This is a genomic window from Peteryoungia aggregata LMG 23059 (assembly GCF_030814435.1).
In the GTDB taxonomy this organism is placed as follows: Bacteria; Pseudomonadota; Alphaproteobacteria; order Rhizobiales; family Rhizobiaceae; genus Allorhizobium; species Allorhizobium aggregatum.
Genome location: NZ_JAUSUW010000003.1, coordinates 225,886 through 239,935 on the forward strand (window position 1 = coordinate 225,886; position 14,050 = coordinate 239,935).

Consider the following 14,050-nt stretch of genomic DNA (forward strand, 5'->3'; position numbering starts at 1 on the left):
TGCGCTTGAAGAGAGAGAAGCGCGAGCGGAACGGGCGCATTCTGAAGCACCTGTTTCTGATCGGTGTTTCCGTCATCATGCTCTATCCGCTGTTCTGGCTGCTGGCATCGTCCTTCAAGCCGGAAAACGAGATCTTCGGCAACCTGACGCTCTGGCCATCGGAATTCCGCTTCGAGAACTACACCGAGGGCTGGTTCGCCTTGCCGGTGTCGTTCACGGTCTTCTACTGGAATTCCACCGTCGTTACCCTGCTGTCGGTCATCGGCAATCTCATCTCCTGTTCATTCGCGGCCTATGCCTTTGCCCGCCTGCGCTTCACAGGCCGCAACTTCTTGTTTGCGCTGATGATGATGACACTGATGATCCCCTATCATGTGGTTCTCATCCCCCAATATGTGCTGTTTTTGCAGCTGGGCTGGGTCGACACCTATCTGCCGCTGGTCGTGCCGAGGTTTCTCGCGTCGGAAGCCTTCTTCATCTTCCTGATGGTGCAGTTTTTCCGGCAATTGCCGAAGGAGCTGGACGAGGCGGCGATGATCGACGGCTGCTCGCCCTTCAAGATCTACTGGGCGATCATCCTGCCTCTCTCGCTGCCGGCCATGGGCACGGCGGCGATCTTCTCGCTGATCTGGACCTGGGAGGATTTCCTGGCCCCGCTCATCTATCTCAACGACATCAAGAGCTACACCGTGCCACTCGGGCTTCGCCTCTTCCTCGATCAGGAAGGCCAGTCCGCCTATGGCCAGATGTTCGCCATGTCTGTGCTCTCCCTGGTTCCGGTCGTCATCTTCTTCGTCCTGTTCCAGAAACTGATCGTGCGTGGCATCGCCACATCCGGAATGAAGTAAGGAATGAAATGACATGGCTGGACTGACCCTTCGCAATGTCGGCAAGCGCTATGGTGCGCTCTCGATCATCCAGGGGCTTAACCTCGACATCCACGATGGCGAATTCCTTGTCCTCGTCGGCCCGTCCGGCTGTGGCAAGTCGACCTTGCTGCGCATGATTGCGGGACTGGAGGACATCACCGACGGCACGATCTCGATCAGCGACAAGGTGGTGAACGATCTGCCCGCCTCGAAGCGCGAGCTGTCGATGGTTTTCCAGAGCTACGCGCTCTATCCGCATATGACGGTGCGCAAGAACCTCGCCTTTGGCCTGCAGAACTTCAAGATGTCCAAGGCCGAGGTCGAGCGACGCGTCGCGGAAGCAGCCCGCATTCTCCAGATCGAGCCGCTGATGGATCGCAAGCCGCGGCAGCTCTCTGGCGGTCAGAAACAGCGCGTCGCGATCGGTCGCGCAATCGTGCGCGAGCCCAAGCTCTTCCTCTTCGATGAACCGCTTTCCAACCTCGATGCGGAACTGCGCGTTCAGATGCGGGCGGAACTCGCCTCGCTCTATGCCCGTCTCGGCACCACCATGATCTACGTCACCCATGACCAGGTCGAAGCCATGACCATGGCAAGCCGCATCGTCGTGCTCCGCAGCGGCAAGATCGAGCAGGTCGGCACGCCGCAGGAGCTTTACACGCGTCCTCAGAACCTCTTCGTCGCCGGCTTCATCGGATCGCCGAAGATCAACATGCTGAAGGCAGGCGTCCTGCGCGAAGGTGCTTCCACCCGTGTGCGGGTCGAAGGCTGGCCGGAATTTGCCATTGCCGATCTGCCAACAACCGACACGCAGCTGACACTCTGCGTTCGCCCGGGCGCTCTTCTGGTCGGTGCCGGAACGATCAGGACCGAGGCAACCGTGCGTCTTGTCGAATATCTCGGAAACGAGACATTGATGCACATGGTCTTGCCGACAGGGCAGACCGTTCTGGTCAGCGACAGTGGCAAGATCACCTATCGCCAGGGCGATACCGTCACGATCGGCTTCGAGCTGGAGGCGATCCATTATTTCGATGCGTCTGGTCAGCGCGTCGAGCCCACGGGTGAGAGGGTCTGAGAAGGTGAAGATCGCTATTGTTGGATGCGGCTCGCGGCACAAGATGTTTCGCGATTCCATTACAGATGACTATGCCGACAAACATGAAATCGTTGCCCTTTGCGACAGCAACCCGCATCGGCTGGGTGAGGCGGCCAAGGCGGTGCAGCGGCCTGGGACCAACGGCGTTGCAACCTATCTCGCCGAAGACTTCGACCGCCTGATCCTCGAGCAGAAGCCTGACACCATCGTTGTCACCACGCCCGATTTTCTGCACGCCGATTACATTGTCCGGGCCTTCGAGGCCGGATGCGATGTCATCTGCGAAAAGCCGCTGACCATAGACCTTGCGCGGTTGAAGACGATCGTCGACGCACAGGCTCGGACCGGTCGCAAGGTGCAGGTCACCTTCAACTATCGCTATTCGCCGGCCAGGACCCAGATCAAGGAGCTCATCTCATCCGGTGCGATCGGCGAGGTCACCGCCGTTGATTTCCGCTGGCATCTCGATCGGGTCCATGGCGCAGACTATTTCCGCAGATGGCACCGTCAGAAGGAAAACTCGGGCGGGCTTCTCGTTCACAAATCGACCCACCATTTCGACCTCTTGAACTGGTGGCTGGGTAGCCTGCCGACCGCAGTGCTCGCATCCGGCAGGCGCGCCTTCTACCGCCCGGAAACGGCCGCAGCACTCGGCCTAGAAGGGCGGGGACCGCGATGCCACGGCTGTCCCGTGGCCGCCAAATGCGACTTCAAGCTCGATCTGGCGGCCGACGAAAGCCTGAGGAACCTCTATCTCGAGGCAGAAGGCGCAGACGGCTATTTCCGTGACCTCTGCGTCTTTGATGCCGATATCGGCATCGAGGATACGATGCAGGCCCATATCCGCTATGCCTCCGGTGTCACCGCCAACTACACACTGACCGCCTATTCGCCCTGGGAAGGGCTGGAGATCAAGTTCCAGGGAACCAAGGGCGATATCACGCACCGCCATGTCGAGGTTCACGGTGTCTTCGGCGGCACGCGGGCGCATGCCGATGCGGACGCCGTCACCACCGAGCTGCATCTGGCCGGTCAGATCCCCAGGCTTCTGGACGTTCCCCACGCCAGCGGACATCACGGCGGGGCCGACCCTGTGATGCTAGGTTACATCTTCGATCCCGAGGGCATGACACCCGACCGATACGGTCGCGCCTCCGATCATGTCGCCGGTGCCTGGTCGATCCTGACGGGAATTGCCGCCAACGCCTCCATCGACACGGGCTCGCTCGTCGATATCAAATCCATGCTGCGATCGCGTGGCATCAAGCTGGAGCACTAGCGCCATGGGATCACGGGTGAAGTTTGCGGTCATCGGTGTCGATCACGGCCATATCTACGGGATGATCGACGGCCTTCTGTCCGTCGGCGCCGAATTTTCCGGATGGTGCACCGGACCGGAGACGCCGCCCGAAGTGACCGGTGCTTTCGCGTCCTGCTATGACGCGGCTCCGATGCTATCGGAAGAACGGATACTGGAGGATGCGGATATCAGCGTGATCCTCTCCGCCGCGATCAACAGCGACAGGGCCGATATCGCGATCCGATCGATGCAGCACGGCAAGGATGTGCTGGTCGACAAACCGGGCTGCACGACATTCGAGCAGCTGAGCCGGCTGAAGGACGCCGTTCAGGCGACCGGACGTCGATGGCTCGTCTGCTTTTCCGAACGGTTGACGGTCGAAAGCACCACGGTCGTGGATCGCCTGATCGGCGAAGGCCGGATCGGCCGGGTTGTCCAGACCGTCGGCCTCGGCCCCCACAGGCGCAATGCCCATCTGCGTCCGGCCTGGTTCTGGGACAGACACCGCAGCGGCGGCATTCTGAACGACATCTGCGCCCATCAATATGACCAGTTCCTTCACTTTACCGGCTCGACGGAAGCACGCGTGATCTCGGCGCATATCGGCAATGTCGCCAATCCGGAGCGACCGGACTTCATGGATTTCGGTGAGGTCCTGCTCGAGGGCAATGGCGGGCGCGGTTATGCCCGCGTCGACTGGTTGACGCCGGATGGCTTGCCGACCTGGGGGGATGGCCGAATGACCATCCTCGGGACCGAAGGCTATATCGAGATGCGAAAATATGTCGACATCGGTGGCCAAGCCGGTGGCGATCACGTGATCCTGGTCGACGCCAAGGGGGTTGAGCGGTTCAACGCAGGCGGCGCCGGAACGCCCTTTTTCGGCAGGCTCTTGCAAGACGTCAGGGAGCGCACCGAAACCGCGATGCGCCAAGATCATGCTTTTCTGGCAACCGAGCTTTCGCTCCAGGCACAGAAGATGGCAGAGGAGAAGATCCGATGAGCAAGCGCATCAGAGTGGCGGTTCTGGGTGCCGGCATCGGCAGGTCGCATATCTCGGGCTATGCCGCATTGCCGGATCATTACGAGGTCGTCTATGTCTGCGATCTCGACCCGGAAAAGGCTTCGGCAGGGGCCAAGCTTGCACAGGGAGCAAGACCCGTCATCGCCGTGGCGGAGGTCTTCTCAGACCCGAATATTGACCTCGTCGACATCTGCCTGCCGCCGCATCTGCATGCGCCTATGACGATTGCGGCACTCGATGCCGGCAAGCATGTGGTCTGCGAGAAGCCGATTGCCGGCTCCATGGCCGATGTTGCCCGGATTTCAGCGGCGGCATCGCGGGCCGGACGTCAGGTCTTTCCGGTTTTCCAGTATCGCTATGGTGCCGGCTACCGGGCAGCCCACGCGCTGCGGGAAAAGGGGATGCTGGGGAAGCCCTATGTCATGGCGCTGGAGACCCACTGGCAGCGCGGGGCGGATTATTACGCCGAACGCTGGCGGGGTAGCTGGAAAGGCGAATTGGGTGGCGCCATCGTCAGTCACGCCATCCATGCCCACAATCTTGTGACGCTGCTGGCCGGCAATATCCGTTCCGTGGCCGCGTTTCTCGATACGCGCGTCAATCCGATCGAAACCGAGGACTGCGCCGCCATCAACATGAAGACGCTTGAGGGGGCGTTGGTGACCTCCTCGATCACGCTTGGCGCGGCAGGCAGCAAGTCGCGATTCCGCGCCTGCTTCGAACATGTCACGATCACGTCAGGGACCGAGCCATACCATGTCGGTGCCGGCCCGTGGGCGTTTCAGGCCACTGACCCGATGCGGCAGGTGGAGTTCGATGCCGTCCTGGCCAGCGTTCCGGATGTCGCAGACCGCTTCGCCGGACAATTCGCGGACATCTTTCATCGGTTGAGTGGGGCTCCTGATCTCTACCTGCCAACATTCGACGAAGCCATGCACTCCATCGAGCTGATTACGGCGATTTACGATTCCGCCATCAACGCCCGGATCGTGGAGCTTCCACTGCCCGCTGATCATCCGTTCGAAGATGGCTGGCAACCGGGACGCTAAAGAACTCGCATCATTGAACAGATTTTGGATGCGTGGCTGCCGGCCAGCTGGGGCGGTCAACCCGTTATGGTCGCCGACAGAACCCACGCCAACCAAAACATCGTGGCGAACTGAACTGAACAGCCAAGAGCGAATGGCCCATGACTTTCCATGAAATCAGTACGTTACTTGATAAAGTGGCGGACAGGGTGGCCGTAGACTTGAGGCGCTATAGGCTCTCAGAAGTATACGCTCTTAACAAGAAGACTTGGCTCGATACCCGCTTTTCTATCCTCATTTTTCTGCGCTGCCATAGAGATAGATGGATTGGTAAAGGTCGATCCCGGCGCGCTGCATGCAGCCTGAAAGCAGTTACGACGTGAGCGAAGGCCGAGTTTTCGTGTTCAGGACGAGCCTCGTTTACATGACTTTGCGGCAACTCACGTCACGCCCGCCGTGACCACGTCGGCGCAGTGCCAGCTTCTCATCCGCGCAGTTCGGACGAGCCCTCAGCTCGTAGAGGACAGTTGAAAAATCATGGGAACGCAGCGGCAGGGACCGTGCAATAACCTGCCAGTGTAATCTTACAGACGGAGACCAGTTTACGCGACTGGTCTCCTTAACCGGCGTCTGTCTCCGGTCAGCGGCACCACTGAGCACCGACGATGGTGCGGTCGGACGAGTAAGGCAGCTTAAAGCGCTCAGTGCCCTCTTTCTTTATCTCGTTTGAAACGACTTCCAGCCGGTCAAGCATTTCGATGATATTCAGGCTGGCGGTGCTCGCTTGAGTTTTCGCGAGCTCGCGAACTTCGGTAGCGTATGCCATCTTCGTCACTCCGGTTATGCGATCGGCACGAACCCAGATCTGTGGGTGTGGATCGCGGCTTTTGACCCCATTTTATCGCCAAAATCAATAAAGAGATTGTAATAGTCTCTAACCGCTTGATTTGTTTTTGGTTCCGCGCCAAAATCATGCACAAGAAGCTTGATCTCCTCGCTGGCCAATTCTCTCATTCCGATACCGCGACCGTGTGAATGCCATCTCGCGGCGTTCCCTAGACACTCAGCGATTTGGCTTGCGCGAGCAATTCGGTCGTCAACCGTCACATCCGTCCCGCGTGTTTCGGTCTTGGTCCAGTTCTTGAACTTATGCCGCGGCAGCCACTCTTTCAGTAGCGAGATAGAGTGCTCAATCGCATGCTCAATGTGGTAGAGTTTGCCAGGGTCGAACTTTTTTAACAAATAGGCGATCTCTGCGGACACGTTTCTGAAGTCGCCGCCGGAAATCCGTTTCTGCTCCTCCTCGTTGATCGTCGCGCACAGTTCGTTGTACTTCGCGAGGTAGCCTAGGCCGGGCACAAGCCCGCCTCCGTTTTCGTCTTCGACCTGCGGATCGATCGGACCAAGGACCGAATAGTAATCCATATGGATCTCATCGCCGGAAAGCGCCAGCACGGTGCCAGCAGAATAGGCGTAGTTCGGGATCACAAATTCGACCGCCGTGAAATGGCGGCGAAACACCGAGTAAATTCGCTCAACGGTTTCGATGTACCCGCCCGTCGTCTCGAGCATAACGACCAGTTTGCCGTTATCCCTTTGTGGCTCTTCAGCGATCAATTCGATCTGCTGCCTTACAACGTCATCTAAGCCAAATCGCATTGGACTGCGCAAAATGATTGCGGTGCCGTCAAAGGCTTCTGCAAATCGCGCATTCATCGCCGTGAGCGCTCCACCCACGACATCATTAGACGAAATTTTGTGCAGATCAGTACTTCCCCACCCGTTTTGAGAAAATAGTAGCACCGTAGATATATCCCGCAAGAGTTGTCTTCCGGCTTAGGTGAGTTTCTTCGCTTGGCCTAGAGATGACTGCCTGAAAGTCCGCTTTTGCGGCCGATTGTTGCGCCGCCCTCGCATCGCTGATGCGAACATCCGGATAGCAGCCGATCGACAAGAGCTTTTCTCTTTACCGAAATCGGTATCTCATGCGCCAGAGCTTTGAGCCTGATGGTGCTACATAGAGGTGAAGGCCGCCTGAGTCGGTGAGCCTACAGGGCTTCTCTTCCTTCTTGGCCTTCCGGATCTGAACGTCGGTGAGTGTATTGGACGATACCCTAATTTCCCGAAACGATACCCGCATTTGATGCGGAACGAGCGGGTGCATGTAGAACTGATTGGGAACATCCAAGCACCGAAAGCGGTTGGATATCAAGGGTATTTGGGCAGATAAGGAGCGTCTTGGAAAGGGTAGGTGGCGGACAGGGTGGCCGCTTTTGCGCGCGCACCATCCGAACTCATTCAATCTCATATCATATTGTTATTATTGCATCTTCTCCTCCTGCTTCACTTGTCCACACACTATCTCGTACCATCCCGTAACATCAAATCGCGGCTCTTGTGGCGGGCTGAATGGCGGGCTAGCAAACCTTCATAAAGTGCATGAAGGAGAGTGAAGCATGCTCAGCGACGCCAAGGCCCGGAAGCTGAAACCGACCGACAAGCCCGTATCAGACGGCACCATTACCGGGCTCTACCTTGTACCGGGAGGAGCCCCCGGCAGCGGAAAGTGGATCTTGAGGTTTCTATCACCCACAACTGGAAAACGCCGTGAAATGGGTCTTGGAAGTTATCCGACGACATCCATTCGGGAGGCCCGGACGAAAGCCTTCGAGGCGAGGGGCGAGATTGATGGCGGCAACGATCCCTAGGAGGTGCGCCGAAAACAGGAGCGTGAGGCCGCTAGACTTGCAACGGTTCCAACCTTCGCCGAAGCTGCACGCCAACACCATGCCGACAAGGCGGAAGGCTTTCGTAACAAGAAGCATAGAGATCAATGGATCAGCACACTTGAACGGTTCGTTTTCCCAAAGATTGGAAAGAGACGCGTCAACGAGCTCGGCCCGGCCGACTTTGCAGCCTGCCTCAAGTCTATCTGGCTAGAGAAGCCAGAGACTGCATCGCGGGTAAAGCAGCGTTGTGACGCCGTCATGAACTGGGCAGCTGCGAACGGCTTTATCGTGGCAAGTCCCGTTGGCGTGGTAGACAAGATACTGCCCAAGCAGCCAGGCAAACGCGAGCGGGTCCAGCACCAACCTGCCCTACCCTGGAGATCGCTGCCGACATTCTTCAGTGACGTCCTACGTGCCGGTGAAGCCAATACCACTCGGCAGATGCTGGAGCTTGTCATCCTGACCGCCTGCCGCTCCGGTGAACTTCGGCACATGGAATGGCAAGAGATCGACTTCGCTCAGGCTATCTGGACGGTGCCTGCACCCAGGATGAAGGCCAAGGTTGCCCATCGCGTTCCGCTGGGGCCTCGAGCCATCGAGATCCTTGAAGCACGGCATGAGCAATCGGAACGCAGAGTAGGACTGGTGTTCCAGTCACGAACTAAGAAGCCAGTTACCGACATGGCATTGACAAAATTTCTGCACGATCATGACGTCGAAAGCGATACCCCTGGACGAAATGCGACCGCACACGGGTTCAGATCAAGCTTTCGCGACTGGGCATCTGAGAACGGCTACCCGCGTGACCTGGCCGAAAGGGCACTGGCCCACACCGTGAAGAATGCGGTCGAAGCAGCCTACCATCGAACCGATCTTCTGGACCAGCGCCGCCCTATGATGCTGGACTGGGAGCGGTACTGCATTCATGGATAACGGCAGCGGCTCTCGCAGCACCGCCAAGCTAGGCATTGCCTGAAGACTTACATTATGGAACTCTCTCTTGATCGCGCGCTGGCTAGGCACCCGGCGCCAAAAAACAGCGGTGCGTGAACTGGCGCTGTTTGCCGATCGTGCTTCTTCATTGAGCAAGATGAGGAAGCGAAGTTGGTCTTTGGCAAAGTTGTTCCCCAAGGTGAAACGGCAGCGGGGTCTGGAATGGCGCTGCCGGCCAGCTTTTTCACAGTCAAGATTTTCAGACGACCACGCCTACAGCACAAGTGACTAGTTACTGCTCACTCAGTCGCCTTGAAAGGACTCGAACCATAGACAGATAGTTCCAAAGACAAATCACCGAAAATTCCGGCTCTTCACCTTCAACGTGTTGAAATGGAGCGCAGGCATGAATATTTCGACGACCGGCTTCGGCCTGGCGTATCAATCCGAAAGCAGCAGATCGCCGCTGCCTCTCAGCAGCGACAACGTTTGAAATTGTTCAGTTCGATCTTATCCTTGCCAGCTCGATTTCAGACCTGATTGCGCTGCTGAAGTACCTGCCCAGCCAAGCGCGCGGCATGTGGCGCATGACGAGATTGCGCAGACGGAACGCCAACCGGCTTTGCGGAATGAAAATCGCCGCCATCTTGCGGCTTCTCGCCTGAAGCCGGCCTATGATCGGCCGCAGGCGCGCCTCGTGACGCGCAAGCGCCCCGGTCAGGGCACCGCCCTCCTTCAGCGCTTGCGCCAGCATTTCCGCAGAGGCGAGTGCCATACCCGCGCCTTGCCCCGAAACGAGTGTCAGGCAATGCGCGGCATCGCCAAGGAGAAGCACCCGGCCCTTCGACCATTGCGGCAGATCGACCATGGTCAGGCTGTCCACAACAATGGGATCCTCTGCGCTCCCGGCCTGCTCAAGCAGTGCGCGAACCTGCGGATGGCTGGTCGCACTGACGCTGTTGAGCAAAGCCATTTTGTCCGGCACCCGTTCCAATCCACTGCGCCCGTCGCGCCAGACATGCATGGCGGCCAGACGCCCGCCATGCAGCGCATAATATTCGGCGAGATGTCCCGGTTCCGCATAGGATACGAAATCGGTCTCGAAATCCTTTGGTGCATCGACATCATAGACGGAGAAATAATAGCCCAACGGCTGAAGACAGTCGCCATCCGGCCCGAACAGGGCCTGCCGCGTGTGCGAACGGAAACCATCGGCACCGATCAGCAGATCCGCCGTCATCGTCTCACCGCCGGTCAGTGTCACGTCAACATGCGTGCCCTTATCCTCGAAGCTGGCAACCGTTTCACCGAAGCGGACTTCAGCCGTGTCGGGCAGGCTTTCGGCCAGCACCCGCACGAGATCGTTCCGTCGTATGGCGAGATAAGGAAGGTCCCGAATGAAATCGCGATACCGCAATCGCAACAGTTCACGCCCCTTGCTGTCTTTATAAACGTTCTCATCGATCCGGTATGACGTCGCCTCCAGCGTTTCGATGAGGCCCATGCGGCTGGCGGTCTCGAAACCAAGGCCGGAGAGGCCGAGCATGTAACCGTTCTCACGCAATTCCGTAGCACGTTCGATCACGAGCGAGCGCCAACCGGCCTTGTCCAGCCACCAGGCAGCGGCAAGACCGGCGACACCGGCACCGACAATCACGGCAAGCGGTCTGGTCATTGTAAAACTTCCTTTCTCAAAAGACGCTCGAAGAGGATAAGCAACGGCGGTACGATTGCTGCCAAGAAGGCCGCCAGAGCAAAGACCGGGGCATAGCCGGCTCCTGCTGCCAACATCGCACCGCTCATGCCGCAGATCGCGGCGGCAATTGCACTGGCGCATTGGAAAAGCGTGAAATCGACACCCGGCTGCTCAGGAGAGGCAAGTGACATCAACCGCGCGTAACTGGTGACGAACCCGGCCGCCATGACGGCGCTCTCGATGACAAACAGGCTGACCAAAAGATAGAGATTGTCGGAGGCAAGCAAAACGGCGCTAGCCAGCGCCACAATTGAAAGCACATGAAGGCCGGCAACAGACAGCATAGCCCGGACCGCCCCGAACCGGTGGGCAAGCGCGCCACCGGCTGCAGTACCGGCAAGCCCCGCCGCCACGCCGCCGCCGCCGTTCAGCAGACCGAGCGTTGCAAGCGGCAAACCGGCATCGACCAGGAATGGCCCGGCCAGCGCCTGCGCCAGCCGCCCGCCCAGTTCGAATGTGATCGCCATGAGGATGCCGATGCGGATCTCAGGCCGCCGCACGGCCTTCAGCAATCCAGCTGCGGTAAGCGGTGCGGTCGGTACGGCGGTTTCACGAACTGTCGCCATCGGCACTGAAAACACAATAACGAGCGCGGCCAGAACGAAGGATGCCACCAACCAGCCAAAGGCCGCATAGACGACAACGAACAGACCGCTGCCGAAGATCATGCCGAGATAACCGCCGCCAACCTGCGCCACATTGGCCAGTCCGCGCCGGTTTTCGGGAAACTGTTCGATCAGGAAGGCATCACAGGCAATATCCACCGTGGCCGATGCCAGTGCCATGAGAATCAGAAGGCCGAGAATAACCGAAAAATCCGTTCCCCCGGCAAGGCCAAAGGCCATGAGAGCCAAGACGACGACCGCCTCACCTGCAAGGATCAAAACCCGCGAACGGCGTTGCCCGCCCGTACCGATGCGCCATCGTTCAACCGGTCCGGCCCAGAGAAACTTCAAGGCCCAGATCAACATTGCAAGTGATACGAGACCTATCCGGTCAAGCGCCACATTTTCAGCGCGCAGCACAGCGGGAACGCCCAGAAACGTCAATCCGCCAACGAGGCTCTGCGCGGTGTAGATGCCGCCTGCCGCGAGCAGAAGGCGCGGCAGGGGCATAGTCGAAGAAGCGCGCATGGCCGGTCAGAATTCCTTGCGCAATGTCAGGCCGAAGGTCCGCCCCTTGCCCAGCGTGCCAAGCTCAGAGGCACCATTCACATAACCCGAAGTCTTGTAGGATGTATCTGCGATGTTCTGGACGTAAAGCTTTGCCGACAAACCGTCGGCCTTCGCAAAATCAAGGCTGGCGTCGAAGGTGGCGTAGCCCGACTGTCCGGTGGCATTGGCCTCGTCGAACCAGGTTTTCGAATAGACGTTGGCCGCAGCGTTGGCCGTCAACGTACCGTCGAACAGAGTGTCGGTCAGCACATAGGCGACGTTCAGGTGGGCGGTAATGTCCGGCGCATAGGGAATGCGATTGCCGTCATAGGAAGTGCCGGTATAGGGATCGGTGAAATCGGTGAACTTTGAGCGGCCGAAAGCGGCATTGCCGGTCAGAGTCAACTTCTCTGTGGTGCGCCATGCCGCCTCCACTTCGATACCGGTACTGGTGGCCTCACCCGCATTGCGAATGAACTGCTGCCCGATCATGCCGACATAGATCTGCTTGTCGGAGGAGCGAATGTGGTAGACGCTCGCGGACAGATCCAGATCGCCATCGAAAAGTGTGGACTTGAAGCCTGCCTCGAAGTTCCAGTTCGTTTCAGGATCATAGGGCGCCGCGTCGATGGACGAGGAAATGCTGTGGTTGAAACCGCCAGGCTTGTAGCCGCGCGAGACCACGCCGAACAGACGCATATCGGGCGTCAACTGGTAACCGACCGCAAATTTTGGCTGAAGGCTGGTGAATTCGGCATCACCTTCAAAGTCGAACCCCATGCCCGTGCCGTAGCTATCGGCACGGAAGGCATTGATGCTTGAATGATCGTAGGTGGCGCGCAGCCCCCCTGTCAGGTCAAGCCGTTCCGTCGCATGCCAGGTAACATCGCCAAATGCGGCAACACTATCTGCCACGACATTGTTGGTGGATTCTCCGTAATAGGGTGCAATTACGCTCTTCCAGCCCATGAAATCGTTGTGGCTGTACCACAACCCGGCAACACCGCTGAACAGATCGCCCTCATAGCTCAGGCGCAGCTCCTGCGAGATCGTCTCGTCATCCTGCGGCCACTCATAACGGCTGCCTGCACCGGCGGAGAAGTCCCGCTCCACATCGCTCTTCTGATAGCCGGTGATGCCGGACAATGTGAAATCGCCGAAACGATAGTTCCACTGGCCGGAAAGCGTGGTCACATCGCGTCGAAGATCGGGAATGTCGCCGTAGAGACCGCTCCGGTAAATCCGGTCATCCACATCGGCCTGGTACGAATAGAGTTCCTCGTGGGAAAGCAGCTTCTCCTTCGAATAGCTGAGGGCTGCGTCAAAATCGCCGCCGGTCGGCGCATAGCGCAGCGTCGCCCTGCCATAACCGTTATTGGCGGTGTTGATGTCATCCTCGCCGGTCGTTGCATCGTCGATATCACCCGAGAAGTGACGGAAACTGGAAGCATAATCGAAGTAAAGCGCGTCCGGCACCACCACCGCCGTTCCGCCGATCTCCACCGAGGGTTCATCCAAAGAGACGTTCGTCTCGACATAGAAGCGGTTGGCATCCTTGCGCTTCGTGATGATGTTGATCACCCCGCCATAGGCATTTGCCCCATAAAGCGTACCCTGCGGGCCGCGCAAGAGCTCGACACGCTCCACATCGGTCAGCATCTGCGCAAAGGTCGAGGGCAGTTGCGGAACGCCGTCGACATAGACCTGAACGGTCGGGTTGAAATAATCCGGCGAGGAAATGCCCCGCACCGTCACGTTGGAATAGACGCGGTTACCGCGATTGCCCATGCTGACGCCGGGAAACACCTTCTGGAGATCGTCAACCGTGCGCACGCCGCGCTGCTGAAGTTCCTCGCCGGTGACGACCGTGACGGAGGCATCAACCTTGCCGATCTCCTGCGCGCGCTTTGTGGCTGTAATAGTAATCTCGTCCAAAACCGTCGCACCTTCGACGTCCTGTGCACGAGAATCCGCACCGGAAAGCGCAAGAAGGCACACCGACGCCGTCAAAGCCATTTTTCTAACGCGCAACATATTGAATCCCCAATGCCTGCGAAATAAACTTGACTGCTGTATTCCAGTTAACAAATGCAAAGGCTAACGTTTTCCGGACGCGAATTAACGGAATCCGGACTAAAAACGGCCACGCAAAGGACAA

13 protein-coding genes are annotated in these 14,050 nt (G+C 58.4%); 7 read left to right on the top strand and 6 right to left on the bottom strand.

The window, feature by feature from the left end:
• Nucleotides 1-77 precede the first annotated feature (77 nt).
• From J2045_RS06320 to J2045_RS06340, 5 genes are read left to right on the top strand one after another with little or no spacing between them, the layout of a single operon-like run.
• Complete coding sequence (locus tag J2045_RS06320) at nt 78-848, top strand: carbohydrate ABC transporter permease (RefSeq protein ID WP_307371147.1); 771 nt, start codon at nt 78-80, stop codon at nt 846-848.
• 13 nt (nt 849-861) lie between these two features.
• Entirely contained in the window at nt 862-1,947 is a 1,086-nt protein-coding gene (locus tag J2045_RS06325; protein ID WP_307370616.1) for an ABC transporter ATP-binding protein, read from the top strand.
• Nucleotides 1,904-3,247 (top strand): Gfo/Idh/MocA family protein, encoded by a 1,344-nt coding sequence (locus J2045_RS06330; RefSeq protein WP_307370619.1) that lies wholly within the window; start codon nt 1,904-1,906, stop codon nt 3,245-3,247. The genes J2045_RS06325 and J2045_RS06330 overlap by 44 nt, the downstream gene beginning before the upstream one ends.
• A 4-nt stretch (nt 3,248-3,251) precedes the next feature.
• Nucleotides 3,252-4,271 carry a Gfo/Idh/MocA family protein gene (locus tag J2045_RS06335; protein WP_307370621.1) on the top strand — a complete coding sequence of 340 codons (1,020 nt, stop codon included), beginning with the start codon at nt 3,252-3,254 and terminating at the stop codon, nt 4,269-4,271.
• Entirely contained in the window at nt 4,268-5,341 is a 1,074-nt protein-coding gene (locus J2045_RS06340; protein WP_307370623.1) for a Gfo/Idh/MocA family protein, read from the top strand. The genes J2045_RS06335 and J2045_RS06340 overlap by 4 nt, the downstream gene beginning before the upstream one ends.
• Nucleotides 5,342-5,960: 619 nt before the next feature.
• On the opposite strand, the gene J2045_RS06345 is transcribed toward J2045_RS06340, so the two are convergent.
• From J2045_RS06345 to J2045_RS23150, 3 genes are all read right to left on the bottom strand, one after another.
• Complete coding sequence (locus J2045_RS06345) at nt 5,961-6,146, bottom strand: hypothetical protein (protein WP_307370625.1); 186 nt, start codon at nt 6,144-6,146, stop codon at nt 5,961-5,963.
• Between the two features lie 14 nt (nt 6,147-6,160).
• Nucleotides 6,161-7,036, bottom strand: coding sequence for an SDH family Clp fold serine proteinase (locus J2045_RS06350; RefSeq protein ID WP_307370626.1), 876 nt, complete (start codon nt 7,034-7,036; stop codon nt 6,161-6,163).
• A gap of 250 nt (nt 7,037-7,286) precedes the next feature.
• A complete protein-coding gene (locus J2045_RS23150; protein WP_370873004.1) occupies nt 7,287-7,628 on the bottom strand; it encodes an Arm DNA-binding domain-containing protein in 342 nt (113 codons plus the stop codon).
• A 148-nt stretch (nt 7,629-7,776) separates the two neighbouring features.
• Here J2045_RS23150 and J2045_RS06355 point away from each other — a divergent pair, with 148 nt between their 5' ends.
• Both J2045_RS06355 and J2045_RS06360 read left to right on the top strand, forming a co-directional pair.
• A complete protein-coding gene (locus tag J2045_RS06355; RefSeq protein WP_307370628.1) occupies nt 7,777-8,028 on the top strand; it encodes an Arm DNA-binding domain-containing protein in 252 nt (83 codons plus the stop codon).
• 3 nt (nt 8,029-8,031) lie between these two features.
• Entirely contained in the window at nt 8,032-8,982 is a 951-nt protein-coding gene (locus tag J2045_RS06360; RefSeq protein WP_307370630.1) for a tyrosine-type recombinase/integrase, read from the top strand.
• A 499-nt stretch (nt 8,983-9,481) separates the two neighbouring features.
• Here J2045_RS06360 and J2045_RS06365 read toward each other — a convergent pair whose 3' ends face one another.
• Genes J2045_RS06365 through J2045_RS06375 form a run of 3 tightly spaced genes read right to left on the bottom strand, consistent with a single transcriptional unit; the run spans nt 9,482 to nt 13,827 of the window.
• Nucleotides 9,482-10,657, bottom strand: coding sequence for an FAD-dependent monooxygenase (locus J2045_RS06365; RefSeq protein WP_307370632.1), 1,176 nt, complete (start codon nt 10,655-10,657; stop codon nt 9,482-9,484).
• Nucleotides 10,654-11,871, bottom strand: coding sequence for an MFS transporter (locus J2045_RS06370; RefSeq protein WP_307370634.1), 1,218 nt, complete (start codon nt 11,869-11,871; stop codon nt 10,654-10,656). Before J2045_RS06370 ends, J2045_RS06365 begins: the two co-directional genes overlap by 4 nt.
• A 6-nt stretch (nt 11,872-11,877) precedes the next feature.
• On the bottom strand, nt 11,878-13,827 hold the full coding sequence (locus J2045_RS06375; protein WP_307370637.1) for a TonB-dependent receptor: 1,950 nt from the start codon (nt 13,825-13,827) through the stop codon (nt 11,878-11,880).
• Between the last annotated feature and the right edge of the window lie 223 nt (nt 13,828-14,050).

Coding starts and splice junctions, on each gene's coding strand:
- J2045_RS06320 (WP_307371147.1), top strand. CDS start 78: ATGCTCTATCCGCTGTTCTGGCTGCTGGCATCGTCCTTCAAGCCGGAA.
- J2045_RS06330 (WP_307370619.1), top strand. CDS start 1,904: ATGCGTCTGGTCAGCGCGTCGAGCCCACGGGTGAGAGGGTCTGAGAAG.
- J2045_RS06325 (WP_307370616.1), top strand. CDS start 862: ATGGCTGGACTGACCCTTCGCAATGTCGGCAAGCGCTATGGTGCGCTC.
- J2045_RS06355 (WP_307370628.1), top strand. CDS start 7,777: ATGCTCAGCGACGCCAAGGCCCGGAAGCTGAAACCGACCGACAAGCCC.
- J2045_RS06335 (WP_307370621.1), top strand. CDS start 3,252: ATGGGATCACGGGTGAAGTTTGCGGTCATCGGTGTCGATCACGGCCAT.
- J2045_RS23150 (WP_370873004.1), bottom strand. CDS start 7,628: ATGAGATTGAATGAGTTCGGATGGTGCGCGCGCAAAAGCGGCCACCCT.
- J2045_RS06365 (WP_307370632.1), bottom strand. CDS start 10,657: ATGACCAGACCGCTTGCCGTGATTGTCGGTGCCGGTGTCGCCGGTCTT.
- J2045_RS06345 (WP_307370625.1), bottom strand. CDS start 6,146: ATGGCATACGCTACCGAAGTTCGCGAGCTCGCGAAAACTCAAGCGAGC.
- J2045_RS06340 (WP_307370623.1), top strand. CDS start 4,268: ATGAGCAAGCGCATCAGAGTGGCGGTTCTGGGTGCCGGCATCGGCAGG.
- J2045_RS06370 (WP_307370634.1), bottom strand. CDS start 11,871: ATGCGCGCTTCTTCGACTATGCCCCTGCCGCGCCTTCTGCTCGCGGCA.
- J2045_RS06350 (WP_307370626.1), bottom strand. CDS start 7,036: ATGAATGCGCGATTTGCAGAAGCCTTTGACGGCACCGCAATCATTTTG.